A 26,525-nucleotide genomic window follows, 5' to 3' on the forward strand; every position below is an offset into this window, starting at 1 on the left:
GCTCAAGCACTTCCGCCGCGTCGCCACCCGATATGACAAACTCGCCGAGAACTTCCTCGCGATGGTCCAGCTCGCCTCAATGCGGCTGTGGCTGCGCGCTTATGAGTCTACGGCCTAATATTGCCAAGGAGTTCGCGGCCATCGCCGGTTCGAAGCTCTTCCAAGCGCTTGCGACGATCGCGATGCCACGGCTCATATTCACGGATGCCCTGACAAAAGAGCAATCCCTTCAGGCGATTCACGTGGAGGATACGCTCGGCGACGAGCGCTTTTCGCTCCCGACCAATCCTACGGCGGTCCTCTTCTTCAGGCGTTGGTACTCGGACCATTGAGCAAACCCGCGGCTCTCCCCGCGCGTAAGCCATCAGCGTGCGGCAGCATTTCGCCATCGATGCGATCGGTCTTTGCGCGACGATGACGGCGTGACACAGCGATTGAAGCCGCATCGACAACATGACTTGTGATCCAGCTCGGTCGGCTCAACACGCGATGGATCCAAAAGCCATCGCGTCCAGCTTCCTGGATAGCAACCAAGGGGTAAAGCTTGCCCTGTCGCTCGAGCGCCTTCGTCCGAAGTTGGGCAAACCAGGCAAACAGGCCGTCGACATCTCCGCCGAGGATTGTCCGACGCGACATCTTGTCGCTGCCCGGCGCAAGTGACGTAACTAGCCACGTCGATTTGCTGAGCTCGAGCGAGAAAAAAATGATGCCGAGATCTACGCGGCAGGTCGGAAGCGCATCGGGTCCATCAGCTATCGCAGTCATGATTGGTCTCCAGCGGTTTTGGTGGCCCAATTCTGTCACAGTGCGGGCCGGTCTTCACCACTCATGGGATCTGAGAAGGTGGAGCCATGACGAGCAAGACAACGAACAAGTTTGCGCCGGAAGTCCCCGAGCGAGCGGTGGCGATGGTTTTCGATCACGAGCGGGATCACACGTCCAGATGGGCGACCGTGGTGTCGATCGCGGAGAAGATCGGCTGCGTTCCGCAAACGCTGCATGAGTGGGTGAAAAGGGCGGAGGTCAACAGCGGCAAGCGCGCCGGTGTCCCGACCGAAGTTGCCGACAAAGTGAAGGCGCTGGAACGCGAGGTCCGTGAGTTGCGGCAAGCCAACGAGATTCTGCGCAAGGCGTCAGCATATTTTGCTCAGGCGGAGCTCGGCCGCCCGTTCCGGCGATGATCGCGTTCATTGACGATCACCGCGATGCCTATGGGGTCGAGCCGATCTGCCGCTTCCTGCCGATCGCCCCATCCACCTACCACGAGCGCGTCGCGCAGCGACCGAATCCGACACGCCTGTCGGCGCGGGCGCGGCAGGATGTGGCCCTCAAGCCGGAGATCGCACGCGTGTTCGCCGAGAACTTCGCGGTCTTCGGCGTGCGCAAGGTCTTGCGGCCGATGATAAGGGAGGGCGTGCCCGTCGCCCGCTGTACCATCGCACGGCTGATGCGCGAGATGGGCTTGGCAGGCGTGATCCTGGGCAAGCCGGTGCGCACCACGATCAGCGACAAGGCATCGCCGTGCCCGCTCGATCACGTCAACCGCCAGTTCTACGCACCAGCGCCGAACATGCTGTGGGTGTCGGACTTCACCTATGTCGCGACCTGGGCGGGGTTGGTCTACGTTGCCTTCGTTATCGACACCTATGCTCGGCGGATCGTCGGCTTGCGGGCTAGCCGGACGGCGCACGCCAGCTTCGTGCTGGATGCGCTCGAGCAGGCGCTGCATGATCCGACCGGCGCATGCGACAGCCTGGTGCACCACAGCGATCGCGGGTCGCAATACGTGTCTATCAAGTACACCGAGCGTCGGGCCGAAGCTGGAGTCGAGCCGTCGGTCGGCAGGGTTGGCGACAGCTACGACAACGCATTAGCCGAGACGATAAACGGCATCTACAAGGCCGAGGTCATCCATCGCCGTGGACCATGGCGATCCTTCGAAGCGGTGGAATACGCGACCCTCGAATGGGTCGACTGGTTCAACCATCGCCGCCTGCTCGAACCCATCGGCAACATCCCGCGTGCCGAAGCCGAAGATCAATATTATGCTGCCGCGAACAACATCGATATGGCAGCGTGACTTACAACCGAACGCCTCCGGCAGACCCGGCGCGGTTCACCCCTGTGTTTTCCTCCGGTTTGAGAGAGAGGTTTCCGGCCGCGTAGAGCCTTCGGACGAGGAGCTGGATATAAAGAAGCCGAAGCATACTGACGAGCAGATCGCGTTCGCGCTGAAGCAGGCGGAGACGGGTACGCCGGTGGCGGAGGTGATCCGTCGGATGGGGATTCCGGAGCAGACGGGCGATTTCCTGTGGGACCGTGCCGCCGAGCGGGCGCGACGCAAACCGCTCAACGTCATCGGTGACAACCGGGCCGCCTAATCGTTCGCGGCCCGTTCTCCCTTAGCGTTATTTAGCGTGGGATCAGCGCTTCGCCCGCCACTTGGTGGGGGCAGGTCAGATCAGCGCGCGATGGATCAGGGCCGGTGGCTGAACAAGCCCCGCACCGTTTGGGCCATCAACGCGGGCGCCGATGGTCCGAGCGGGCATGGCACGCCCGCGTTCAACGATTTGGCCGACGTTGCCGAGGAGCCGCACCCACGCAAGACCGTCAAAAGGGACAGGGGCTATCATTTCGTCGATCACGGCCGAGGGGCAGGCGGATCGACGTGAGCTTCGACGCCAAACGCGCGGTGAACGGCCACACCATCGTGGGGCGGTTTGCCATGCGCCAGGAGACTGCGGTCCTATTCATCAAAGACTTGGAGCAATGACTTCAATCTCAGCGTGCCGCGCTCGCGGGCCGCAACCCGGTCCCGTCGTCGCCGAGAGGCCGTGGGGTTCGACCAACTGACGCGACCCACTAAGCGGCAGGCCGAGCTGACCTAAGACGCGCAGGGCTGGGCGGTGGCGTCGGTCTAGCCTCAGGAGAGCAGGAAGGTCGCGCTCGCGCGGTCTCCAGCCTCGATCGGCGCGATCACGAGTTTGGCGCCGACGTGGCGCAGATAACCTCCTGCCGCGACGAACGAGACGCCGCGTCGATCGGCCAACCCGGCGACGCGGCGCAAACGGCAGCGTTCCGTAAAAGCGCGGCTCGCATCCGCACGAACCAGCAATACCGTGCCATTGGGCCCGGCGCACAGCCGATGCTCGGGCAGCGCAATCGGTGCCAGTGACACGCTGCCGTCCGCCCCGACGAGTTGGCGAAACTGGCTGTTTGCCAGCGCGCCGTGCCCGATCGACAGCGCTTCCCCGGTGTGGCGTAGGAACGCATCGGCCCCGTCCAGTGGTGACAGCCGGTCGGGTAGCACGCCGTTCCCGACTGGAATGCCGAAATCAGGCATGCCGTTGGCGGTGTAATACAGCCGCTGCACCCGCATATGCCGGTTGGGATCGAACAGCGGATCGCCCTTGATCGCGCGATAATCGCGACCGTGATAGACCAGCACATCACGGCCATGCTCGTCGACGGTAAAGGAATTGTGCCCCGGGCCATAGACGCCGGTTTCCTCCGAGGTGGTGAACACCGGTACCGGAGATTTGGTCCAGGAAGCCTCCGCCATCAGATCGGCATCGGCTCGGGCACTCAGCAGCCCCAGGCAATAGCGCTCGTCGGTGGCGCTTGCCGAATAGCTGATGAACACGTGGCCGTTGCGCGCCAGGAAGGACGGCGCTTCGTTAACCTTGTAGCCGCGAATTTCCCAATCGAGCGTCGGCACCGATAGTCGCACCGGCTTGCGCGCGAGCGTCAATGGGGTCGCAAGGGGCGACAGATAGAGATTCGAGTTGGTTTCGATCCCGGGTTCGCGCTGCGCCCAGCATAGATAGCGGGTGCCGCGATGGACGAAGCTAGTTGAGTCGAGATTAAAGCTGTCCCATGGCCCCTGGAATTGGCCCAGCAGCGACCATTTTCCGGTCATCGCATCGGGGCCGTCGCAGACAATCGCCCAGGTGCGGATGTGGAACACGTCCTTGCCGCCGCCGCTCGGCCCCGCCGCAAAATACATTACCCAGCGACCGTTCACCAGATGCAGTTCGGGCGCCCAGATGAAGCCCGACAGGGGGCCGCTGGCAAGATGGCGCCACAATACGCGCTCGGGCGCGATGGTCAGCCCGGCGAGCGTGCGCGCACGGCGCAGCACGAGGCGGTCATATTCGGGCACCGAGCCGGTCAGATAATAGAAGCCATCGCTATGGCGGAACACCTGTGCATCCGCGCGCTGCCGCACCAGCGGGTTGAGCGGGGCGGTGTCAGGTGCTGCCGCGACAGCCAGCGGACGCGCGAGCGCGCCGCTGACGCCGACCGCGCCCGCCGCCGCGATGAGGGAGCGTCGCGTCAAAGTGGGGAGCATGATCATCCTCTCAGCGTATCGCGACCGGCCAGCCGTCGGCGGTCCAATCGATCGGCGAGATGCGCAGCGTCGGCGCACCGTGGTTTATCTTATCGTAGGCGTGATACACGATATAATCCTTGCCGTCGGTATCGTGCAGAAAGCCCGGATGGCCAGGGCCGCGGAAGCGATCCTTTTCCTCGAGATCGGCGCGCAGCACGATCGTCCCCTCCCCGTCCAATAAAGTGCTGCCGTCCTTGCCGACATAGGGCCCGCGCACGTCCTTCGACCGCCCGACGACGGTGTAATAGGTGCTGTTTACCCCCTTGCAGCAATAGTCGTACGAGACAAACAGGTAACGGTATCCGCCGCGTTGTATCAGAAACGGCGCCTCGATCGGCGCCGGGCCGCCCGCCGGCGCGCGGCGGCGCGCTAGGGCGATCGGCCTTTCAGCGGGGTCGCGCAGCTTGCCGGTTTTCGGATCGAGCTCGAACAGCTTGATCCCGCTCCAGAAGCTGCCGAGCGTCAGCCAATGACGGCCGTCGCTGTCGATGAAGTGGTTGGCGTCGATCGCGTTGAAGTCGTCGCTATGCTGCGACATCACGACGAGCCCTTCGTCCTTCCAGCCATAGCCTGGCGCCTTGGCATCAAGCGTGGGGCTGGTGAACAATCCGATCGCCGACTGGTTCGACCCGAAAGTCGACAGCGCATAATAGAGATGCCAGCGGCCGCCGAAGAACGACACGTCAGGCGCCCACATGTCCTTGGTGCCAGGCACCGCCTTCAGGCCCCAATCGGGAACCTTGGCGAATAGTGGCGGCTGCGCGGTCCAGTGAACCAGATCGGGCGAGGTCTTGAGCGTCAGCCCGGTGCCGAAGACGTAATAGACACCCTTTTCCTTGACCAGCATCGGGTCGTGCGTGGGCACGATGTCTCCGGTGATGACCGAGTTGATCGGGCCGGTGGTAGCCGGGCCGGCTTGCGCGGCCGCGATACCGCCCAACATCAGCGCTCCGGCAGTTGCGGTGAGAAACAGAGTGCGGATGGACAAGGCGTTCGCTCCGTCATGAAAAATGGCGGCGCCGATTCTTCGGCGCCGCCAAAGGCGATCAGAAGCGGAAGCGGCCGCCGACTTCAAAGGTCCGATCGTAAGTGCGCGTGTCGCGCGGCGTGCTCGAATAGATGCCGCTCGTCTGGTTCACGCCCTCAAAACGGTCGTGATAGACACGGTCCGTAAGGTTGGTCGCATCGAAGGTGATCGTGAAGTTTTTGGTCAGCGCATAGCTGCCCGAGAAATCGAGCTGCCCGGTCGGCGCCACGACGATGCTGCTCGCTTGCGAGCCACCCGAATTGTAGCTGTCGACGAAGTTCGACCGCCAATTGTAAGCGAGACGAGCCGAGATGCCGTATTTCTCATAAATCGCCACGGCGTTGTACGAATATTTCGAGACGCTGGTCAGGCGCTGCTGTCCACCGAACACCGGATCCTGCGTGGTCCCGACGATGAAGGTTCCGTTGAGCTGCGCACCGAAGCCGCTGAGCGCCCCGGGAAGGAAGTCGAAGAACTGCTGATACGCGAGTTCGGCACCATAGAGCTTACCGGCGCCGGTGTTGCGCGGGCGGCTGACCAGTGCCGACTGACCGAGGTAGGTCTCAATCCCAGAGTAGGTTTGGATATACCCCGTCAAATCCTTGTAGAAACCCGCGGCGGTGATCGAAGTCGAGCGGGCCGGGTAATATTCGAGCGACAGGTCATACGCCGCGGTCTTGATCGGCTGTAGGCCGGGATTGCCGCCACCGCCGGTGTAAAACACCGATTGGTTCCCCGTAGTGCCGGTGGTGGTGTAGCTCACCAACGGGTTGAGTTGCGCGAAATCAGGACGCGTCAACGTCTTGGCAAACGCCGCTCGCAGCTGAAGCTTCGGGGTCAGCGCAAGCTTGGCATTGATGCTCGGCAAGGCGCTGAGATAATTCGACTTGCCCGCAACACCGAAGCCATTGAGCTGCTCGACGGTGTTGACGACGCGGACACCGCCGACACCGGTCAGGCGCATCGAACCGATATCGAGGCCATAGCCGACCTGACCGTAGAAAGCGTAGGTCTTCTCATGGTCGAAAAAGGCCAGGCTGGGATCGTAGGCGCGCTCGCCGGTCGGCTGCGAGAACAGCGTGCGCACCGCGTTGGTGTTGTTCAGCAGGAAGCTGGTGCTGGCGTCGACGAACTGATCGATCCCCGACCGCCCCTGAACGAGACCGGTCGGCGACAGCGTGCCGAAGCCGGGAACGGCGCTGACCAGCACCGGATTGGTGATGCCGATCGCCTGGGACGCGGTCGCCTGCGAATCCGCTTGGCGATCGGTATAGCGCGCGCCGAACTTGAAGTTGGTCAGAAAGCCGCCGTCGAAATTATGCTGTACGTCGCCGCGCCACGCCCATTGCTTGCTGGTCGCCAGGCTGTGGTTGTCGAACAGCGTGCGAAGGGTGAAGTTTGCCGGATTGGTCAGATCGACCCCCGGGATACTGATCAGCGGCGTACCGTTGTTGTTGAAATTGACATTCAGCACGGGCGCATTGAACGACGTATCGACGATCGCGCTGCGGTTGGGCAGCTTACTGTAATTATAGGTGATCTCGGTCGACAGCGAAGTAGTACCGGTCGTCCATTTGGTGCCGAAATCGGCCTGATAGGTCTCGGTCTGATCCTGATACGCCTGCTTGCTGGTGAGCGTATAGGCGTTGGTCGAGGTAGTCCCGCTCGCGAGTTCGGGATTGCCCGCATAGGTGCTCGTGACCGTCGTAGTGGCAGCCGCCTTGGGCAGACCGATGAAGAAGCTGACATCATGCGTGTTGCGGTAGCGTGTGTAGAGACCGTCGGCGTAGAGTTCGAGATTGTCCGTCGGCTTCCACTGCAGCGCCCCGTTGACCGCCAGACGAGTGCGCTCGCCATTGGCGTAGGTCCCACCAACCGTATCGGGAATGGCGGGCGACGCCGGCCGCGTGGGCGTAGCGGCAGTGATCGGGTTCGAAACGAAGTCGAATGCGGTGTCGTCGCGATATTCGCGCTTGTTGTACGACACGCCGACCAGCGCGCCGATCTCGCCGATCCGGGTGGTCCAGCGATCGCTAGCCAGCCCGCTGCCGAGATAGCCCCATTTGCCCGACTGGTCGCTGTACACCGCGCGACCGCCGCCGGCGACCTGAAGGCCGCTGAAATCGAGCGGACGGCGCAGGCGGACGTCGACCGTACCGCTGAGACCGCCCTCGACGATATCGGGCGTGGTGGTTTTGTAGACATCGACGCCGGCGATCAGCTCGGCCGGAATGTCCTGCAGCGAAACCCCGCGCCCGGTGCCGGTAAACGTCTCGCGGCCGTTGAGCAGCGTGGCGATATTGGGCAGGCCGCGGATCAGCACGGTGCCGGCTTCGCCAGCGCCGCGTGTGACCTGGACGCCAGTAACGCGCTGAAGCGCGTCCGAAACGGTATTGTCCGGTAATTTGCCGATGTCTTGGGCGACTATCGAGTCAACGATCGCTGTAGAATTGCGCTTGATGCCCTGCGCCGAGGCGAGGCTGGCGCGGACGCCGGTGACCACGATGTCCTGGCCGGCCATGTCGTCCTGAGCGTTAGACCGCAGCGTCGGCGCCCGTGGGGAGGTAACCTGAACCGCGCTGGGGACACTGGCCGGGGTGCTGGTGGCATCCTGCGCATAAGCGGGTGCTATGGTGGCAGCGATCAATGCGAGCGTGGAGACCGCCATGGCGGTGCGATGCTTGTACATAAACCTCTCCGAAGAAGCGTCGTCGATTCTCGACGCTTATTAGTCGGACAATTTATTACTCCGAGTAATGCGCAATGCAATGGTTTTTGATGAATCGATGATTCGCCGCTGCGTCTGTAGCATTTCGGCCACGCGGGCCGAGATAGATCAGTCGCTGCCGAGGCGATACAGGCATGTGCTGAGCCATGGGATCGCGGGGCCTAGTCGCGTGCGATCGGCCGAATATCGGCCCCGCTCCAAAGATCGCGGCCGCGAGCGCGCGAGAGACCCTTTTTATCGCTGGAAGACGCACAAGCCAAGATTGACGTCTGGCGGCGGGATTATAACGAGAGCCATCCTCACACATCGCTTGGCTGGCTGACGCCGATCGAATATGCTGCTGCCGCGGCCAAGGTCGCGGCCGAATGAACGCCGGAAACTCACCTTCGAACTGGATGAGAAACCGAGGGACCCTCACAAACCGAAAATTTGTCAGGCGTGCTGGACGATTTGGGGGGGGGCGCTGTCGTCACCCCAACAGATTCGCCAAGTGCCGCGGCCTGCGCGCTTTGCATCGTATAGAGCGATATCCGCGCGCTTGTAGACTAATTCGGCTTGAACGGTGCTGCCATCACCAACGACTGCGACGCCGACGCTCAACGAGACTTCCACAACATGATCACCCACCAGCACCGGCAATGCGACGGAATCGTAGAGATGGTGACAAATTTCGCTAACGGATCTACTGTCCGAGGTCCCGGTGACTATGAGGGCGAACTCGTCGCCGCCCAGCCGAAATACGCTGTCCGGCTGCCGTATGGTTGCCGTAAGACGATTAGCCACGTCCATCAACAGAGCGTCTCCAACGTCATGCCCAAGCTCGTCGTTAACTTGTTTGAACCTGTCGAGGTCTATTAGCAGCAGTATCAGCGGCTGTTTCAGGCTACTGGCGAGCAGCCTGTTCAACACCTCGCCGTACAGGCGTCGATTGCCGAGGCCGGTCAAGGTGTCGGAGTAGGCCAGCTTTTCCAGCTCGGCTTGACTGATCATAAGTTCCGCCGTGCGGTGCTCTACCAATCCTTTCAGCACCCGCTCGCGGTTGCGGGCGGAGGCCAGACGGAGCTGAAGCAGGAGCAACGGCACTAGTACGAGCAGCAGGACGATGCCGACCCGGAACGTGCGCGTTTCATACCAGTGAGGCTGTACATACAGCTTGAGAACAAGCGGCGCGCCAATGGCCCGCATCTGTCGACCGGATCCAGGCGCCAGAGCTCGTACCATAAGCGTTGAGTTGCCGGGACGCAGGTCGGTGTACCGCGCGATGCGGTGCAGTGAGTCGACTCGGGTCCAGTCGGCCTCTTGGGGAAACAGCCGGTACTCGTAGGACTGGTCGCGGCTTCCGGCATAGTCGAGGCGCGCGAACTCGGCGGTTAAAGTGCGTTGTGAAGGCGCGATGCTCAGCTGCGCGCCGACGCTCGCAGGATTGAAGACTTGGTCGCCGCCCCGGATGCTCGTGAACCGGAGAGGTGCAGCATCGAGGGCGATAGCGCTTTTAGCGGGATCGACCATGACAAGCCCGCCGAACCCGTAGCTGGCGAACACGAGATGTCCATCCTTTAGTATATCACCCGCGCCTGTCCAGTTCGCCTGCAACGAAGCACCATCGGCCGCTCTAAGGGGGGTTATCGAAAGGGTTTTGGAGTCGATTTCGACTATGCCGCCGTCCGTGCTTACCCAGATGGCACCATCGGAATCCAAGAGTAGCTTGTCCACCGTATCGTGAGGAAGGCCGTCGCGGCGTCCGAGGTGATTTACCGCTTTCCAACCGGCCCGCGTGCGTCGGAAAATCGTGATGCCCCCGCCGATCGTGCCTGCCCACAACTGTCCCCGTCGGTCCCCAAGTAGCGTGCTGACATAGTTAGCCTTGAGGGCAACGGGCGCGCGCGGATCGGCTTGGAACTGAGAAACCGATCCAGTTTCCAGGTCGACGCGGTTCAATCCGCGAGCGGTTCCGACCCAGAAGGAGCCGTCGGCTGTGAAGGCCATCGACCGGACCCGCGAATCCGACAACGCGGTCGACCACTTCGTCTTGATTGGCGATTGAAGCCGTCGCGCGTCGAGGGTCGAAACTCCGTTGCCTCCGACGAAAAGCGTTTGGTCCCTCAGCAGGAGCCGCGACGACGGCTGAGATGAAAGCCGCCGTGCGGTCCGACCGTCTAGGGAAAGGGCGAACACGCCGTCCTCTCCGGCGGTGAATGCCTGCCGGTCGGAGAAGGCGAAGCCGTAGACATCGCGGCTCCCCCCTGGCAGCCGCCGCGTCATGATCTGGCGCCCCTCGTTGCCAAGCGAGAGCCTCGAGGCAGGTGCGTCAGCCGACCCGTACCAGATGCTGCCGTCCGGCGCTGCCCCGACCGACCACGCAGCATCGGGCGGGCGGCTAACGTCGGTGCGTAGCGCTGCCACGATGGCGGTGACCTTGCGAGGCACCGGATCGACATACGTGAGAGTTGTGTCGCCAACTAGCCAGATTATGCCTGCTCGATCACGCACAAGGTGGTTCAAGCCGTCCTCTGGGACACTGCTGGAGATGTGGGGATCATGGGCTAGCCGCCGCAGGCGCAGGTTCTTAGTCTCTATCACCCAGATACCGAACCGGGAAGCCGACCACAATTCTCCGTTTCCCGCATCGACGATAGTGCCGAGCGCCGGGACCTTGCCGGAAAGTTGCACCGGCAACCGACGCACGTTCAAGTTATGATCGATCCTAAGGAAGCCCGTCGCGGCCGTGGCTACCCAGAGCCGGCCCTGTCGGTCCTCTTGGAGCGACGTCAGCATGCTTTTCGACGATGGCCGAAATATCGGCACCTCGCTGAAGGAGGGGGACCCACGTGGCCGTCTTAGGAGTCGCGACCCGATACCTACCCAGAGCGTGCCCTCGCTATCCACGTAGATCGCATGGACACCTCCTCGCGGCAGATGGTTCGACGCGCTTGGTTGCACGAGAACGACCTGTCCATCACTGCTACGCGCATGCGCGAGGCCGAGGTCGCTGCCGACCCAGACGCCTTCATGCCTGTCATCCGCAATGACGATCACGTGCGCGCGATCGAGGTGGGTGCGGTTTGGCGGTCGCCGGAAGGTCTCGGTCGCCGGATCGTGCCATAGCAGGCCTTCGGCACTCATCCCTAACCAGAGTTTCCCCGATCTATCCCCGAGCAGCGCGTTCACCATCAGTTCCGGCAAAGCTCCCGCTCCAGGCGACGCTTCAGTATTATAAGTCTTGAAACTCCTGCCGTCCCAGCGTGCGAGGCCCGCATCCGTTGCAAGCCAGATGAAGCCGTTGCCATCCTGCGCAACGGCGCGGGGCACCCCGGCGTCCGGGATGGCTTCGTCACGTGCCGGAACCTTGAAGATCAGGTCAGCGGCCCTGCTCCAGTCGGCTGACTCTTGTGCGAACGCAGCGCCCCGCACCGATCTGGAGGTATCTACTTGCGTCGTATGGCCGGCCGGGGCAGCCGAAGCGCATGCGCCGCTTACGAATAACGGCACTGAAATATACCAACACCACCGCATGTTCCGGACTTACTGGGTCGATGTTGCGAATTGCTTAATCTGCCACCTGAACCGCCCCGGGTCTACCGGAGGCCTTTGGTTGTGAGTCATGCTGCCATATCGATGTTGCCAGCGGCAGCATAATATTGATCTTCGGCTTCGGCAGGCGGGATGTTGCCGATGGGCTCCAGCAGCCGACGATGGTTGAACCAGTCGACCCATTCGAGCGTGGCGTACTCGACAGCTTCGAAGATGCGCCAGGGTCCGCGTCGGTGGATCACCTCGGCTTTGTACAGGCCGTTGATCGTCTCGGCCAAAGCGTTGTCGTAGCTGTCGCGACACTGCCGACCGACGGCTCGATGCCGGCCTCGGCGAGGCGCTCGGTGTACTTGATAGACAGGTATTGCGATCCGCGGTCGCTGTGGTGGACCAGGCCGCCCCGATGGGTCAGACGGCGATCATGGAGCGCCTGTTCGAGCGCATCCAGGACGAAGCTGGCGTGCGCCGTCCTGCTGGCGCGCCAGCCTACGACACAAAGGGGCGGTCGATCTTGATCGTGTCGATAGGATAGCGATTAATGTAGCTCAGCGACGAGTACCCCGTGCCGAAATCATTAAGAGCGATCCGCACCCCTAGGCGCCGAAGCGGGACCCCATAGAATCCTAGCTTTTAAACCGCTACAATTGCGTCGGATCCCCACTTGCCGGGGTCCCGATCGGCGCCGCTCTGGCCCCTCGCCAAAGGTACCTTTCTCCGACAATCGTAGTAGCTTACGCCGCATAAAAGCGGGGTTCCACTTCGGCGCCTATCCACTCCGCGGGGCAGAGGGACCACCTCCCTTCATTATCTCCTGGCCGAAGTGGCTCCGGCAGTACCGGCAAGTTGATTGGCCGCGATGCTCGCCTGCACCAAAACAATGAGTATGAAGCCGTATGCATGACGATTTCCCCCGGAAATCCTGACCGAAATCAAGCGCCTCGCCCGTCACGCATGACGCCAGGGCCGGCCGCCGCTCCGCGATTGACCTTGATAGATAACGTGAGATAATCTTTCTATTTCAAGGTATTGATGGGGCAATGCCGATTGATCGCGATAACCAAAAATGGCCTCGAATCATTCCCACTAAATTATACGCCGTGACCGTAACTAACTGATTCTTCAAGTCAAAATATTTTTCTCAGTCCGCGACGCCGCCATGACTGCCGTCAAAAATTCGGGTTGTTGATTTCATTGAGAAATTTCGCTGAGTTTCAGAAATGCAGGTTTCGAGATCATTCGCTACCTTTCGCCCCATTCGTCTCACTGCTGCAGGCCTCGGAAGGTCTATCGGACCCACAAATCGTAGCTGAAAATACCGTCACAAGCACCAATCTGCTCACGTCGCGCACGACCGCAACCATAGTAAATTTATCGGCCGCCCCTCGACATCATAGGATTATCGCGCATCTGAAATGCGCGATAATCCTGACGACTTTACGGAAGTCTCTTAGCGGCGGCGAGCAACGACGCCATGCGTTGCGCCAGCGATTTCGCGTCGTAGGGTTTCGCTTCGAGCGGACCGATCTCACATAGATCTTCGCCCAGTTCTGCAGTGCGCGCATTACCCGATGTCAAGATCACGGGGAGCCCTTGTCGATTGGATCTCACCCAACGGGCTAAGCCGAACCCATCCATCTCGCCAGGCATCTGGACGTCGGAGAAAACCAGATCGACCAAGCCTGGCTGGGATTCGAGAAGTTCGAGCGCTTCTGCCGCATCAGCCGCCTCGATCACATGATAGCCGCATTCCCGCAGGTAATCGGCGATGGCAAAACGAATGAGCACTTCGTTATCCACGACCAAAATGAAGCGCGGCACCTCGTCAAGGTTGGATACAGGGCTGACATTTATCGAATCCATAGGGCACGAAATTCCGCTCTGATCAGTTCGTTCCGGGCAGAGGCACTTTGTGCAATTGTGTGCCCAATACGCAACAGAGCATCTGTCAGGCCACTACAGCTATTCCGACCCACCAAACATTCTGGCCCCTGTGCATTATTCGGACACAGATTCACGGTAGCGGTTTGACGAGCAGCGGCATGAGGCCGTTAGCGTCAAGATCGAGGCGATCGGACCAGACATAATCGCCAGTGAGATTGATGCGGTCCCATCCAAGCGGCGAAAGCCGAGTCAGCATAGTGGGATCGATCGGCGTGCCGCGACGGCGCATTTCTTCTATCGCGCTGCCGAGATATCGGCAGTTGAACAGTATGATCGCAGCGGTGACGAGGTTGAGCGCAGCAGCCCGAGTTTGCTGGTTTTCCAAGCCACGATCACGAAAACGGCCGAGTCGGTGGAAAGCGACTGCCCGGGCCAGACTGTTGCGCGCCTCGCCCTTGTTCAATTCGGCGGTAACGGTGCGGCGCAGAGCCGGATCGTCGAACCAGCGCAGCGTGAACAGCGTGCGCTCAATCCGCCCGACCTCGCGCAGTGCCGCGGCAAGGCTGTTCTGCTGGCGGTAGGCGGACAACTTCTTCAAGATCAAGGATGGCGTGACGGTGCGGTCACGCATCGCGCCGATTACACGTTCGATATCCGGCCAGTGGTTGACGATCAGGTCCGGGTTGAGCCTGTGACCGAACAGCGATGCGAGCCTGCCATAACGCTTCGGGGGTTCGAAGGCGTAAAGGCGCCGATCTGACAAACGGGGAATGCGCGGCTCGAAATCAAGCCCGAGCAGATGCATCGTCGCGAACACGATATCGGAAACGCCGCCCCCATCGACGTGCAGCGCGGTCAGATCAGCGTTGCTATCGTGGCCGAGAATGCCGTCGAGCGCATGGATAGCTTCCCCTGCCGTACCGGCGATCACAGTCTGGTGAAGTGGCGCGTACCGATCGGTGATGGTGGTGTAGATTTTGACCACCGGGTCGGGACCATAATGCGCATTGACCGCTCCGCCGGCTTCACCCGGGCCGCCTAGGTAAAAGGCCTGACCATCTGCCGACGCCCGGTGCCCCTGCCCGAACCATGCGGCGATCGGTTCGGCGTGGATGGCATCGGTCAGACAGGCGAGCGCTGCTCGAAAGGTTTCCTCGCGCATGTGCCATGTCTGCATGCGCAGCAGCGCCCGGCGTGACCCTGCGCCGCATACCTCGGCCATGCGCGACAACCCGAGATTGGTCGCCTCGGCAATTAGGGTGGCGAGGAAGGCGCGCTCGTCAGCAGGCGGCAGCCCGGTTGAAACGTGACCGAAATGCCGGGTGAAGCCGGTCCAGTGTTCGACCTGGGACAGCACGTCGGTGATACGGGTAGCAGGCAGCATACCGTAACAGGCGAGCGTCAGGTGCCGCCCTTCATCTTGCCTGCCGTCATCATCCTTCTGCTCTTTGGGAAAGCGTAATCTCTCCCCGGCGAATAGGGCGGCATCACGCCCGTCCAGATTGCGGGCAACGCCGCGCAAGGCGCTGTCGAGTTGCTCAGCGCGCTGATCGAGCCATGCATGTGGATCGCCGAGTGAGAACGGCGGTTGGAGCGTTGCGCCTGGCGATGGCGCAAGCAGCACGTCCAATGACCGATGCATCCGCGACGTCGGCACCCAAATATCACCCGATGCCAGCGCATTGGCGAGCGCGCCGTAAGTCGCCATCTCCCAATGCGTCCGGTCGATCTTTCCTGCGACCACGACATGGCGTTGCCAGCGCCGCTCGACATGACCGAGCGGAACGTCGGCGGGAAGGGGTTTGCGCCAGTCGCCATCGAGATCCGACAGGACCATCATCGCATTGCGCAATGTCGCGGTGCCGGCCCGGCCGTAGAAATCGAGCGCTTGCAGAAACTGTGGTCCTGCCCGCTTGAAGGTTCGGTACTCGGCTGCAACCTCACTCAGCACATCATCCCTGTGAGGTGCGGCGGTACGACGGATGATCGCCGCATCCGCATCGAGCATTTCTAGAGGCATGATATCCCTGATGGCTGCGCCGATATCTTCACCAGCGCGTGCTGCTCGGCTGATCGTTTCCAGTACCATGGCGATGCGCATCAGCCGGTCGCGTCCCTCGCGTCCCGAAACCGCGACCCGCTGTTCCAGGCGTTTGCGCGCACGAAGGTGAGCGCGTCCCATCAAGGCGCCGAACATGGAGATCGCCGCGTCGGTAAGCGTGGCCTCCAACTCGCGCAGCGTGGCAAGCAGAATGACCCGCCTGCGGGCAGGTCGCATCTGTTGGAAAGCCTGGGCGGTATAGCGCACACCTTCGCGAGCGAATTGCGTCAGGCGTGGTTCGTGCCGGGGATCGATCGGAACACGGGAAATGCCGGTCCAGCGGATCAGTGCGATCTTCTCGAGGATTTCGGTAAGCGAGGCAGACGCGACGGGAGGCTCCGGTTCGCGCAGCCAGGAAAAGCGGCTTTGTCGGTCATGCACCTTGTCGTCCACCAGCGTGTCGAGACGCTGACGCATCTCTGTATCGAGCGTGTCGTCGACCGCGGCGACCAGATCGGTTTCCGCCCGAAGCATCGCCTCGGCTGCCATACGCTCCACAACGCTGATACCGGGGATGACGACGCGCCGGGTGCGTAGTTCGCCCAGCAGTCGGTCTAGCAGAATGCACCCGTCAACGATGGGCATGGCTTCGGTCGCCAGCCACGCGGTCATCGAAGTGCGAACTGGCTGGCTCAGATCGGTAAAACCAAACCGGGCTTTGATGGCGGCAAGCTGATCGTAGCGGGTCGGTGTACGCCGCGCGAAGTCGGCGATGACGCCCGCATCAACCCCAACCTGGTCGGCGATATGGTCGAGCATGATCGCCGGCAACAGCTCGCCGGTGCGCAGATGTCGTCCACGATAGCGCAGACAGCAGAGTTGCAGGGCATAGCTCAGCCGGGTCGCTGGAGTTCGCGCGATACCGATCGCGACCAAGTCTTCGGCATCGAGAGCATGATGTCGCACCACCATCGTCTCGGTATCAGGCAGCGCCAGCAGTGCGGCGCGCTGCCGCTCGGTCATTGGAATGCGAGCAGGCATGTTTGATCCTCCAAAAACCTCTTGCCTTTTGCTCGCTTAATGAAAGAGGATTGTGAAAGGCGGAAGGCGGCGGGAATCCGTGCATGCTGTTTCTGCCTCCGGATACGGCCGTTTGTGAAAGACCCAGAATGACCCGAGAACCCTATCTGATCGGCTATGCCCGTGTGTCGAAGGGCGACGACCAATCGAATGCGGCCCAGTGTCACGCACTCGATGCGGCGGGCTGCAAGCGAGTATTCGAGGAGACCGCCAGCGGCGGTCGATGGGACCGACCTAGGCTTCTGGAGATGATCAGCCAGCTGCGCGACGGCGACGTGGTCGTCGTCTGGAAGCTCGACCGGTTGTCGCGCAGCCTGAAGGATATGCTGCACATCATGGAGCGGATCGAGCTTGCAGGTGCAGGCTTCCGTTCTTTGACCGAAGCAATTGACACGACCACGGCCGCGGGACGCATGATGATGCAAATGATTGGCAGCTTTGCCGAGTTTGAACGCGCAATGATCCGCGAGCGCACAAGCGCCGGCCTCGCCCAAGCCCGTGCAGAGGGACGGATTGGCGGGCGCCGGCGCAAGCTCGCGGAGAAGCAGCGTCGTGAAATTGCTGAATCCGTCGTCTCCGGACGTAAGTCAGGTGCCGAAATGGCCCGCCTTTATGGTGTCAGCGAACCTACCGTTTCGCGCATCGTGGCCGCACATCGGCAAAGCATAGAAGTCACAGCGGCGTAGGTGTTCCCGGACAGCGATGAATGGTGATCCGGCCTGTTAAGCGATGCCTACAGCCGGCATTGCGCGGTGTTACAACCGCTCAGCTATTTACCCGCCGTTTCACGAAAGAGCCGAGTTTGAGACGTTACATGTACCGCAGTGGGGGACGACATTCTTCGTGCTGCGTGGAAGCTGATTCATGGGGTCGCAGATCGCCACAGCATATCCTATCCATCAATTTAGGAGAGTTGACCATATGATCCCAACCGAAGCACTGGCGCGCCTACGGGATGGAAATCGCGCATTCCTGAACGACGAGCCGCTTCAACCGTCGCTCGATCGGGCGAGCCGCCTCGCCCTGGCTGAAGGGCAGAAGCCGTTCGCGGCTTATGTCAGCTGTTCCGACAGCCGAGTGCCACCGGAGCTGCTGTTTGGTCGAGGATTGGGGGAGCTGTTCATCGTTCGTAATGCGGGTAATACGCTCGACATCGCGGCCTTGGGCAGCCTGGAATTCGCGGTCGCCTTGCTTGGAGTGCCGTTGATCGTCGTCATGGGACACGAAGGATGCGGCGCGGTGAGCGCCGCGATGGCGGTGGTGACCAGGGGCGAGCGCTTCCCTGGCAACATCGGCAAGATGGTCGAGCCGATCATTCCTGCTGTTCTGGAGGCATCCCGGCTTGGTCATTCCACGCTTGAAGCAGCTGTCCGCCAAAACGTAGCTCATGCGGTGCGGGGATTACGAGAAGATTCCGCTCCGGCGCTCATCGAGGCGCAGGCGAGTGGCAGGCTTCTTGTCGTGGGAGCTTATTATGCGCTGAGCACGGGGAAAGTCGATTTCTTCGACACCGCGGCAGGTTCGGCTGCGACTAAAAGCCTAACGGGATCTGTTGCCTAGCCGCGTCACATCATTCGACTACGAAGGTTGGCCATTAGCACTATTGTTCCAGCGACCATCAGCAAAATGATGATCGACGAGAAGAGCAGAAGCAGCAGATCGTCCCGTCCCGACCCCTTCAACCGCACATGGAGAAAAAAGCGGAATTGTACGATCGCCTGGAGAAGGCCCAAGACGCAGACAGCCGCGAACGTCAACCGTCCCACCACGTCTGGCCAGCGAACCAATCCAAAGGCGCAGATGGTCAGAATCGCCGCGGTCAGCAAACCGGCGACATACCCCATTGTCTCGCGCGTGCGATCGCTCACGGTGCCAACCCTTGCAGGAATACGACGGAGAAGATCGCAATCCAGATGATGTCTAGGAAATGCCAAAACAGCCCCAGCCGAAGCAAATTCGTTTTAGTGCGTTCGTCGGTGCCGATCAGGATCACCTGCACTGCCATGACAGAGATCCAGATACAGCCGGCTAGAACGTGAAGGCCGTGGAGCGGTACGAGCCCGAAGAATGCCGACAGGAAGCCGCTGCGGGACGGAAAAGCGCCCTTCGCAAACATCGTCGTGAAATCGTTCACCTCCATCGAGAGGAAGGCCACGCCCAGCACCAGAGTTGTCCCCATCCAGGCAAGCAGGCGCGGCTTGGCATCGCCATATTTAAGCGCGACTGACGCCATGCCCCAGGTAAAACTGCTTGTTAGCAGAAGCGCGGTTTCGATCAGCGACGGCTTAAGCTTGAACAGGTCGCGAGGGCCGGGTCCGCCCGCGGTTCCGACAAGCATCGCACCATAGGTCGCGAACAAAAGCGCAAAGAGCAGCGCGTCGCTCATCAAGAACACCCAGAATCCAAACAGTTCGGGCTCGGCTCGAGCGTGATGCGGGGTGCCGTCCTCGCCCAACGTTAGGCCTTCGTGCGCGGAGCGGCTCATGTTGGCACCGCCTCTGCGAGGCCGCGGTTGGCAGGCGTCTGCTCCAGCTCGCGCGAAATCGGTCGATGCTCGTGAAGCGTTGTCAGCCAGCGACGCTCGACCGCCTCGACCTCCGCGGCGGGGATAGCCCGCATGGTGTCACGCACGAAGCTTCGCGCGATCAGCGCAGCCGCGATGCTGACCAGTCCCAGCGTTGCCAACCACCACATATGCCAGACGAGCCCGAAACCGCACGAAGCCGCCGCCAGTCCGATTACCGGCCCGAGCGCACTCCCACGCGGTACTTCGATCGAAGCATAACACGCGGGAGGCGCGTACGGGTTGGCATCCCGCTTGCCCTCGTAGAATTCGTCGCGGCGGCCGACGGTCGGCAGCACAGCGAAATTATACTCAGGAGGTGGCGCTGAGGTCGACCATTCCAGCGTGCGCCCGTCCCAAGGATCACCTGCGGTAACTCGCGTGGTTTCTCTGTCGCGGATGCTGACCCACAGTTGCACGAATAGCGAGCCGAGCGCCGCCAGCAGGACGAAGGCCCCGCCGCAAGCGACATAAAGCCAGGGTCGAAAATCAGGCTCGAAGATTTCGGCGGTTCGCCGCGCCATCTCGCTGGCACCCAAGACGTAAAGTGGCATGAATGCCAGATAGAAGCCCCCGACCCAACACGCGAACGCGCGTCGTCCCCATCGCTCGTCGAGCCGGAACCCGAACGCCTTGGGAAACCAGTAGTGATATGCAGCAAGCATGCCGTAGAGGGTGCCTGGAATCAGCATGTTGTGAAAATGCGCTACCAGGAACAGCGTGTTGTGGAGCACGTAGTCGAGCGGCGGGATTGCCAGCACGATGCCGGTGATGCCGCCGATCACGAACGTCATCATAAACGCGAGAGAATACAGCGTTGGCACGGTGAAACGGACCTCGCCCCGAAACATCGTCCATATCCAGTCATAGATTTTCACACCCGTCGGTATTCCAATTGTCATCGTCGCGATGCCGAACACAGCGTTGATGTTGGCGGACTGTCCCATAGTGAAGAAATGGTGAACCCACACCGTGAAACTCAGCACTGCAATGGCCATCGTGGCGATAACGAGCGAGGTGTAACCGTATAGCGACTTTGTCGAGAACGTGGACACGACCTCGGAATAGACGCCGAACGCCGGCAGGATAACGATGTAGACCTCGGGGTGGCCGAACAGCCAGAACAGGTTGGCAAAGTTCATCACATTGCCCCCGAGGTCGTTGGTGAAGAAATGGAAGCCCAGATAGCGGTCGAGCGCCAGAAGTGCGGTTGCCACGGTCAGCGGCGGCATCGCGAAGATCATCAGGATTGCGGTGCACAGGCTCGTCCAGCAGAACATCGGCAACCGCATGAAGGTCATGCCCGGACAGCGCAGCTTGTAGATCGTGCACGCGATGTTGATGCCCGCGATCGTTGAGCCAAACGATCCAAGGGAAACGGCCCAGATCCAGTAGTCGGGGCCGACATCCGGGCTGAACGCGAGTCCGGTATACGGGGGATATCCGCTCCACCCGCCGGTTGAGAACTGACCGATGACCAAGCTCGCCATCATCAGCCCGGCACCCGCCGCCGTCAGTGCGAGCCCAACCGAGTTTGCCCACGGATACGCGACGTCTCGCGCGCCGAGCTGCAACGGCAAAACATAATTCATGAGGCCGGTGAGGAACGGCATCGCCATGAAAAAGATCATGATCGAGCCGTGGGTTGAGAACAGCTGCGCGAAATGATCGTTGGACAGGAAGCCCGGGTGCCCGACCGCGACCGCCTGTTGCATGCGCATCAGCACCGCTTCGATCAAAGCGCGAGCAAGCATGACGAACGCGAGGACGACATACATGATGCCGATTTTCTTGTGATCGAGGCTCGTCAGCCACTCCGTCCACAGCCAGCGCCAGCGTCCAGTGACGGTAAGCAGGCCGGCAACCGCGAGCGCCCCAACTATGACCAATCCCCCCGCACCGGCGCCAATGATTTCGCTGATCGTCGGGTTTTCCCAGGCGCGCACGAACGGCAAATCGTTCCACTCGAAGCGGCCGAGCAGGATCGGAAGCACTGGGTCGCTCATTGGCTTCGCCCGTTCGCGCCAGCGTGTGCCGCGCCACCATTCGCCGCGACGATCGAGGCGAAGAAGCCGCCTGGCACATGCGCGTAAACAGGTTCGTCTGCCACCGTTGATCGTTCGGCCAGCAAACCTCGAACATGGGCGTCGAAGGTGGGCGCCATGCGAGCCGAGCCGGCAAGCCAATTTCGGAATTGGGACGGGTTGACCGCGACCACGTCGAATGACTGTTGAGGAAACCCGTTACCGTTATACTGCATATTTGCCCCGCGAAAATTGCCCGGGCGATTGGCCTGGAAGTTCAGTTGGGTCTTCATGCCCGCCATGACATAGATTTGGCCCGTCAACCGCGGGATCATCAGCGACTGCATGACGGTATTACTTGTCATGGTCAGCCGCACCGGCCTGCCCGCAGGAATGACCAGGCGATTGACACTGGCGAGACCGCTATTGGGATAGACGAACAGCCATTTCCAGTCGGAAGCAACCACTTGCACGTCCAGCGGAGTGGCTCCGGGAAGCACACGATATGGGTCTAATCGTTTCGTGTAGCTCCACAGCAGCACTGCCAGTCCGATCACAATCAACGCCGGCGGAATCCAGATAAACCCTTCCAAGGTCCACGAGAAATTCCAGTTGGGCCGATACGCATCCCCCTTGTTCGACAGGCGATAATGCCATGCGATAAGCGGGACGAGGATCAGCACTGGCCCGACGACGAACGCAAGGACGGGTGCCACGATCCAGAACAGCTCGCGCTGCTGAGCAGCGACGGGCCCGGCCGCAGCCATGAAGCCGTGACTCAACGCCGCGCACCCTCCCAGTAGCGTGGGTGACACCAGGGCGAACAGCGGCAACGCGCGCCGTTTTCGCCAATTCCCGATCACGCTCAAGCTGGCGGCGCGGAACGCTCGATCTGCACAGGCACACCCTTTGATGCAGGCGTCTTCGACGCCTTATCGTGGTACCAGAGCGGAATGAGCGGGTTCATCTCGGGATAATACCCTCCAAGGCAACCGTCCGGCAGGTCGAAGGCCGTGACCGTCAAGCCGGTGACGGCGCGCCGAACGTCGTCGCCGGCGTCACCCACTAGGGTCACGACCTCGCCCTCGCTCAGTCCCTCGCGCTTCATATCCTCGGGATTTATGAGCAGCACCGTGCGAGATCCGCTGATGCCGCGTAGCCGGTCGTCCAACCCGTAAATCGTGGTGTTGAACTGATCGTTGGAGCGCATCGTGATGAGATTGAACCGACCAGCGCCTGCGCCGATGCCGAGGGCGGACAAGACGGTCGGCACGGTGAACTCGGCCTTGCCGCTCTCCGTCTTCCATATCCTTTCATGTGCCGAATTGCCTCTATAGAACCCGCCAGCTTCCCACATCCGCGCGTTGAAATCGTGGAACTCCTCAGGGTAAGTCTCGGCAATCTCGTCCCTGACTAATGCGTAGTCATCGGTCCAATCATCCCAACGCATCTTCGCATTGTGGGGCAGCAGTGCCTTGGCGATGCCGGCAACGATCGCCAACTCGGACTTCAGCGTCTCGGCGGCGGGTGACCGCTTGCCACGCGACCCGTAGATGTGGCTGAAACTGTCCTCGATCGATACCGATTGCGGGCCACTTGCTTGTTTGTCCTCTTCGGGACGCGCGAGGCAGGGGAGCAGGAACGAGACCTTCCCGTGTATGAGATGGCTGCGGTTAAGCTTGGTCGCCACAAAGACGGTGAGCGCTAGCTTACGCCACGCCGGCTCCATGGCGTCGCGATCGGGCACGGCGCGGACCAGATTACCGCCCAGACTGAGGAAGCCCTGTACGGATCCGTCTTTGATCCCTTCGCAGGCATCGACGGTGGTCAGACCCTTGTCACGCGGGGGCTCAAAGCCGAACTGCGACGCGATCTTGTCGAGCGGAACCAGTTCGGGCTTTTCCGAAATCCCCACCGTTCGCTGACCCTGTACGTTCGAATGGCCGCGTACGGGACTTACCCCAGCGCCCTGCTTACCGATGTTGCCACGCATCAGCATCAGATTGACCATCGTCTGAATGCTCTGGGAGCCGTGCACATGCTGGGTCAGCCCCATCCCATAGACCGAGATCACCTTTTCAGCTTCCGCGTAAACGTCCCCCGCCTCTTCAAGGTCAGCACGCTTCAGCCCCGAATGCTCCTCGATGTCTCCCCATTCAGTCGCTCGGGCCTTGTCACGGAACGCCTCCCAGCCTGAAGTATGCTGCTGGATGAAGCTCGGATCGAGCATGCTGGGCTTGCCCGACGCGAGTGCTTGGTCGTCGCGCTCCAGAACGCGCTTCACGACGCCCATGATCGCCGCGATATCGCCGCCGGGGCGTACCTGCAGGTACATGTGGGCGAGCTCGGTTGGCTTTTGCGATAGCATCTGGACCGGGTTTTGCGGGTTGATGAACCGCATCAGCCCAACCTCTTTTACCGGATTGAACACGATGATCTTGCAGCCGCGCTTTACGGCCTCTTGAAGCGGATGAAGGAAGCGCGGGCTATTGGTCCCCGGGTTCTGCCCGAAATAGAATATGGCGTCACAGTGATCAAAGTCTTCAAGTACGCAGGTGCCGACGGGTGAGCCCGTTACCTTCTTCAGTGCAACAGACGTGGTTTCGTGGCACATGTTCGAGCTGTCAGGCAGATTGTTGTTACCGTAGGCGCGAGCCAGCAGCGCGTAAAGGTAACTGGTTTCCAGCGATGCCTTCCCCGAGGCGTAGAACACCACAGATTTGGGATCGAGCTGTTTGAGCTCCGCAGCAATCCCCGCGAATGCCTCGTCCCACGTGCATTCGAGATAGCGATCGCTCGCAGCGTCATAGCGCATCGGCGCCGTCAGGCGTCCTCCCATCTCGAGGTCGAAGTCAGGCAACTCGCGCAGCTCGGAAAGCGTATGCGCAGCAAAGAAATTGGGTGTGCACCGATCACGGGTCAGGTCCCAGATTGTGGCCTTGGCGCCATTCTCGCAGAACTCGAAGACGTGCGGCTTCGCGGGCTTGCCCCATGCACAGGACGAGCACATATATCCCTCCGGCTTGTTCTGACGGCGCAACGTGTCGAGCGTCCCGGGCGACGACAATTCCCGAGCAAAGACCTTTGCCATCCCCTTAATCGAACCAAATCCTCCGGAGGAGCCGGAATAGTGGGTCGTGCCGTCTTCGTCGTCGTCCATGGTCTTCTCCCGTCCGTTAAAGGCTTTCCGGATGCCGGTAAGTACAAGGATGCGTAGGTCCCGAGACGACGCTTTCCGCGAATCATCTTCAAGCTCAAAAGCGCCGGAAGGCCGATCATCATACTGCCACCGACAGATAGAGCGACCACAGTGAGGCCGACGTTTGGATCTGCGATTTCAGCGTGTGCGGCCGACCCGCCCCCAAACCAGAACAGGTTGGGAGCAAACGCGATAAGCGCTGAGAGAATCCAGGCGTCGAATGATGCGTATGTGCCGACAGCGATCGCCGCGTTGGCGAGCATGATGATCGCCAATCGGCGCGATCGGCAAGCCGTCTAAATCCTCGGATACTGATGGTGGGAGTTGCCATGCACAATCGCCGTTTCGGACTAATGGCATCCTATGTCGTAATGCGATATAGTTCAACGGCTAGCGCGTAAAATGATGATCGATGGGCATCATTTGACAGCGGATTATGCTGTCTTCCCTGGCTCGATTACCTTCAAAATCACAGGATTTTTCGATAGGGAGCCGTGCTCGAATGGAGCGCTCTAAGCGTCTAGGTCGCGCAGGTCGGTGCCCCGGGTTTCACGACCAAACCGAGCGATCAGTGCCAACGCAAGAGCGGTAGGCAGCATGATCGCAACGGCTGCCGAACCCATGCTCGGCACAAGCGCAGTGATAGCGAGCCCTTGGGCACCGACTCCACCCGCCTTTGTGCAAGCGGCCACCCATCCCGTTGCTCTGCCCCGCACGTTCAACGGGAAACTTTCCGCCGCATAGGGTAGCAGGATGGCGAGAATACCATTCGAACCTACAATGAGCAGGGACACTGGCAACACCGGGCTGCCATGTCCCGCGACCTCCAGGTGAACAACCAGCCCCAGCCCCACCATAGTGATCGCGATCATCGTCACGAGCGACCACTTCGTGCTCCAACGACTATAGAGGAACGCGCATAGGAAGACCGTCGGGAAGGAAATGAGTGCTGACTTTGCCAGCAGGGTGCTGGCGACGGTAACCGAATAGCCCTTTTCCTGGAGGTCGCCCGGCAACTAAAGAAGCAGCCCGAAATTGATTAATCCCCAACACAACGCTGCCAGGCTCAGCGCCACTAGCTTGCTCCAGAGGTAGAAACCAGTGAGCGGCCGGTGACTGGGGCGTGGGCACTGCGACGATGTGGTCACCTTCCGCGCGGTCGCGCCGAACCGTCGCATGACCCTCTCGGCTTCCGCTATTCGGCCGCGTGCGATCAAGAACTTTGCCGATTCAGGAATGAAGTTGCCGAGCACAACCAACAGCAGGCCGGTCGGCAGGTTGAGGAGAAACAGGATGCGCCAACTGAAGGTGCCCTGCCAAAGGGCTGATGCCCCACTTGCCGCGAAGTAACCGCCGACTGCGCCCAGACCGCCAACCAGCACCAATGCCCAGCCCCGATGGCGGGTCGGCATCATCTCGGCGAGCAGGGCATAGGTCACCGGCAGCATGCCTCCGGCCGCGGCCCCCATCATGAAGCACATGCCAATATTCCAGGCGAGGCTGGGCATGGCGCCGCAAATCGCGGTGCCAACGAAGAACACAGCGGAAAGGAGGATGGTCGCCTTCCGCCCATAGATGTCGGCGAGGAATCCCCACACCACCGAGCCCACCACAGTTCCGACGAGCGCGAAGAAGGCGACGAGCGACGCCGTTGCTTTCGATACGCCGTACTCGCTCGTCATGCCGGGGATCGCGAACCCGAGTGCAGCAGGCTTCATCACGTCCACCACGAGGGCGATCACGAGGATGGCCATCAGGCCGAAATGGGCTGCGCCAAGCTGCGCATCTTCGGGCGCTGCGACGACGATGTCGGCGGTCGACGTGCGATGCGCGCTCAGGTTGCGAGGCAAAAGACCATAGGCCGCCACGAAAAGCCCCCCACGATCAGAACCATGCCCACGACCATCGAATTGGTCATCGGCATGCCGGCCAGATGATAGTGCATCTGTCGTCCCATCGCGAACATCGGCAGGTGCGTGCCTACCCCCGCGGTGACCGCCAGACATCCCAGCGCAAAAGCCCAGATCGCCTGCCGGTCCGAGAGCGTGCTCCCCATGG

At 61.1% G+C, this 26,525-nt stretch carries 18 protein-coding genes, 5 pseudogenes and 1 other annotated feature; of the genes and pseudogenes, 6 read left to right on the forward strand and 17 right to left on the reverse strand.

Annotation, left to right across the window (positions count from 1 at the left end):
• A pseudogene (locus U1872_RS20465) lies at window positions 1-118 on the forward strand (IS5/IS1182 family transposase); the annotation flags it as partial.
• 10 nt (window positions 119-128) lie between these two features.
• On the opposite strand, the pseudogene U1872_RS20470 reads toward U1872_RS20465, so the two are convergent.
• Window positions 129-765 (reverse strand): annotated as a pseudogene (locus U1872_RS20470) (transposase); the annotation flags it as partial.
• A gap of 86 nt (window positions 766-851) precedes the next feature.
• Here U1872_RS20470 and U1872_RS20475 point away from each other — a divergent pair.
• Both U1872_RS20475 and U1872_RS20480 read left to right on the forward strand, forming a co-directional pair.
• A protein-coding gene (locus tag U1872_RS20475; RefSeq protein WP_332794750.1) for an IS3 family transposase occupies window positions 852-2,080 on the forward strand; the annotation gives its coding sequence in 2 pieces (ribosomal slippage) (window positions 852-1,143 and window positions 1,143-2,080; 1,230 coding nt in all).
• Window positions 1,136-1,252 (forward strand) — a sequence feature (AL1L pseudoknot). (Overlaps the previous gene by 117 nt.)
• A 109-nt stretch (window positions 2,081-2,189) precedes the next feature.
• A pseudogene (locus U1872_RS20480) lies at window positions 2,190-2,300 on the forward strand (transposase); the annotation flags it as partial.
• A 623-nt stretch (window positions 2,301-2,923) separates the two neighbouring features.
• Here the strand turns inward: U1872_RS20480 and U1872_RS20485 are convergent.
• From U1872_RS20485 to U1872_RS20495, 3 genes are all read right to left on the reverse strand, one after another.
• A complete protein-coding gene (locus tag U1872_RS20485; protein ID WP_332794751.1) occupies window positions 2,924-4,351 on the reverse strand; it encodes a family 43 glycosylhydrolase in 1,428 nt (475 codons plus the stop codon).
• Window positions 4,352-4,361: 10 nt separating this feature from the next.
• Complete coding sequence (locus U1872_RS20490; protein ID WP_332794802.1) at window positions 4,362-5,375, reverse strand: arabinan endo-1,5-alpha-L-arabinosidase; 1,014 nt, start codon at window positions 5,373-5,375, stop codon at window positions 4,362-4,364.
• Between the two features lie 64 nt (window positions 5,376-5,439).
• The gene (locus tag U1872_RS20495) at window positions 5,440-8,109 is read right to left on the reverse strand and encodes a TonB-dependent receptor (protein WP_332794752.1); all 2,670 of its coding nucleotides are present in this window, start codon (window positions 8,107-8,109) and stop codon (window positions 5,440-5,442) included.
• Between the two features lie 222 nt (window positions 8,110-8,331).
• Here U1872_RS20495 and U1872_RS20500 point away from each other — a divergent pair, with 222 nt between their 5' ends.
• Window positions 8,332-8,517: an integrase core domain-containing protein gene (locus U1872_RS20500; RefSeq protein ID WP_443025424.1), complete on the forward strand. Its 186-nt coding sequence runs from the start codon at window positions 8,332-8,334 to the stop codon at window positions 8,515-8,517.
• 63 nt (window positions 8,518-8,580) lie between these two features.
• Here the strand turns inward: U1872_RS20500 and U1872_RS20505 are convergent, their stop codons facing one another.
• The 5 genes and pseudogenes from U1872_RS20505 to U1872_RS20525 all read right to left on the reverse strand — a co-directional run bounded on the left by U1872_RS20505 (window position 8,581) and on the right by U1872_RS20525 (window position 16,642).
• Window positions 8,581-11,637 carry a diguanylate cyclase domain-containing protein gene (locus tag U1872_RS20505; RefSeq protein ID WP_332794753.1) on the reverse strand — a complete coding sequence of 1,019 codons (3,057 nt, stop codon included), beginning with the start codon at window positions 11,635-11,637 and terminating at the stop codon, window positions 8,581-8,583.
• 110 nt (window positions 11,638-11,747) lie between these two features.
• Window positions 11,748-12,172 (reverse strand): annotated as a pseudogene (locus tag U1872_RS20510) (DDE-type integrase/transposase/recombinase); the annotation flags it as partial.
• Window positions 12,169-12,285: pseudogene (locus tag U1872_RS20515) on the reverse strand (EAL domain-containing protein); the annotation flags it as partial. The pseudogenes U1872_RS20515 and U1872_RS20510, both read right to left, overlap by 4 nt.
• A gap of 828 nt (window positions 12,286-13,113) precedes the next feature.
• Entirely contained in the window at window positions 13,114-13,539 is a 426-nt protein-coding gene (locus U1872_RS20520; protein ID WP_332794755.1) for a response regulator, read from the reverse strand.
• Between the two features lie 151 nt (window positions 13,540-13,690).
• Window positions 13,691-16,642 carry a Tn3 family transposase gene (locus U1872_RS20525; protein ID WP_332794756.1) on the reverse strand — a complete coding sequence of 984 codons (2,952 nt, stop codon included), beginning with the start codon at window positions 16,640-16,642 and terminating at the stop codon, window positions 13,691-13,693.
• 128 nt (window positions 16,643-16,770) lie between these two features.
• Between U1872_RS20525 and U1872_RS20530 the strand changes: the two genes are divergently transcribed.
• Both U1872_RS20530 and U1872_RS20535 read left to right on the forward strand, forming a co-directional pair.
• Window positions 16,771-17,367, forward strand: a complete 597-nt coding sequence (locus tag U1872_RS20530; RefSeq protein WP_332794757.1) for a recombinase family protein — start codon at window positions 16,771-16,773, stop codon at window positions 17,365-17,367.
• A 235-nt stretch (window positions 17,368-17,602) separates the two neighbouring features.
• Window positions 17,603-18,241 (forward strand): carbonic anhydrase, encoded by a 639-nt coding sequence (locus U1872_RS20535; protein WP_332794758.1) that lies wholly within the window; start codon window positions 17,603-17,605, stop codon window positions 18,239-18,241.
• Between the two features lie 5 nt (window positions 18,242-18,246).
• Here U1872_RS20535 and U1872_RS20540 read toward each other — a convergent pair whose 3' ends face one another.
• The 8 genes from U1872_RS20540 to U1872_RS20575 all read right to left on the reverse strand — a co-directional run bounded on the left by U1872_RS20540 (window position 18,247) and on the right by U1872_RS20575 (window position 26,523).
• Window positions 18,247-18,549: a cytochrome C oxidase subunit IV family protein gene (locus U1872_RS20540; protein ID WP_332794759.1), complete on the reverse strand. Its 303-nt coding sequence runs from the start codon at window positions 18,547-18,549 to the stop codon at window positions 18,247-18,249.
• Window positions 18,546-19,166 carry a cytochrome c oxidase subunit 3 gene (locus U1872_RS20545; RefSeq protein ID WP_332794760.1) on the reverse strand — a complete coding sequence of 207 codons (621 nt, stop codon included), beginning with the start codon at window positions 19,164-19,166 and terminating at the stop codon, window positions 18,546-18,548. Before U1872_RS20545 ends, U1872_RS20540 begins: the two co-directional genes overlap by 4 nt.
• Window positions 19,163-21,250: a cbb3-type cytochrome c oxidase subunit I gene (locus tag U1872_RS20550; protein ID WP_332794761.1), complete on the reverse strand. Its 2,088-nt coding sequence runs from the start codon at window positions 21,248-21,250 to the stop codon at window positions 19,163-19,165. The genes U1872_RS20545 and U1872_RS20550 overlap by 4 nt, the downstream gene beginning before the upstream one ends.
• On the reverse strand, window positions 21,247-22,101 hold the full coding sequence (locus U1872_RS20555) for a cytochrome c oxidase subunit II (protein ID WP_332794762.1): 855 nt from the start codon (window positions 22,099-22,101) through the stop codon (window positions 21,247-21,249). Before U1872_RS20555 ends, U1872_RS20550 begins: the two co-directional genes overlap by 4 nt.
• A gap of 32 nt (window positions 22,102-22,133) precedes the next feature.
• Window positions 22,134-24,428 (reverse strand): FdhF/YdeP family oxidoreductase, encoded by a 2,295-nt coding sequence (locus U1872_RS20560; protein ID WP_332794763.1) that lies wholly within the window; start codon window positions 24,426-24,428, stop codon window positions 22,134-22,136.
• 551 nt (window positions 24,429-24,979) lie between these two features.
• Window positions 24,980-25,483, reverse strand: a complete 504-nt coding sequence (locus U1872_RS20565) for an MFS transporter (RefSeq protein ID WP_332794764.1) — start codon at window positions 25,481-25,483, stop codon at window positions 24,980-24,982.
• Window positions 25,484-26,335: an MFS transporter gene (locus U1872_RS20570; RefSeq protein WP_332794765.1), complete on the reverse strand. Its 852-nt coding sequence runs from the start codon at window positions 26,333-26,335 to the stop codon at window positions 25,484-25,486.
• Window positions 26,302-26,523: a hypothetical protein gene (locus tag U1872_RS20575; protein WP_332794766.1), complete on the reverse strand. Its 222-nt coding sequence runs from the start codon at window positions 26,521-26,523 to the stop codon at window positions 26,302-26,304. The genes U1872_RS20570 and U1872_RS20575 overlap by 34 nt, the downstream gene beginning before the upstream one ends.
• Window positions 26,524-26,525 lie beyond the last annotated feature (2 nt).

This window comes from Parasphingomonas frigoris, assembly GCF_036663815.1.
Lineage (GTDB): Bacteria > Pseudomonadota > Alphaproteobacteria > Sphingomonadales > Sphingomonadaceae > Sphingomonas.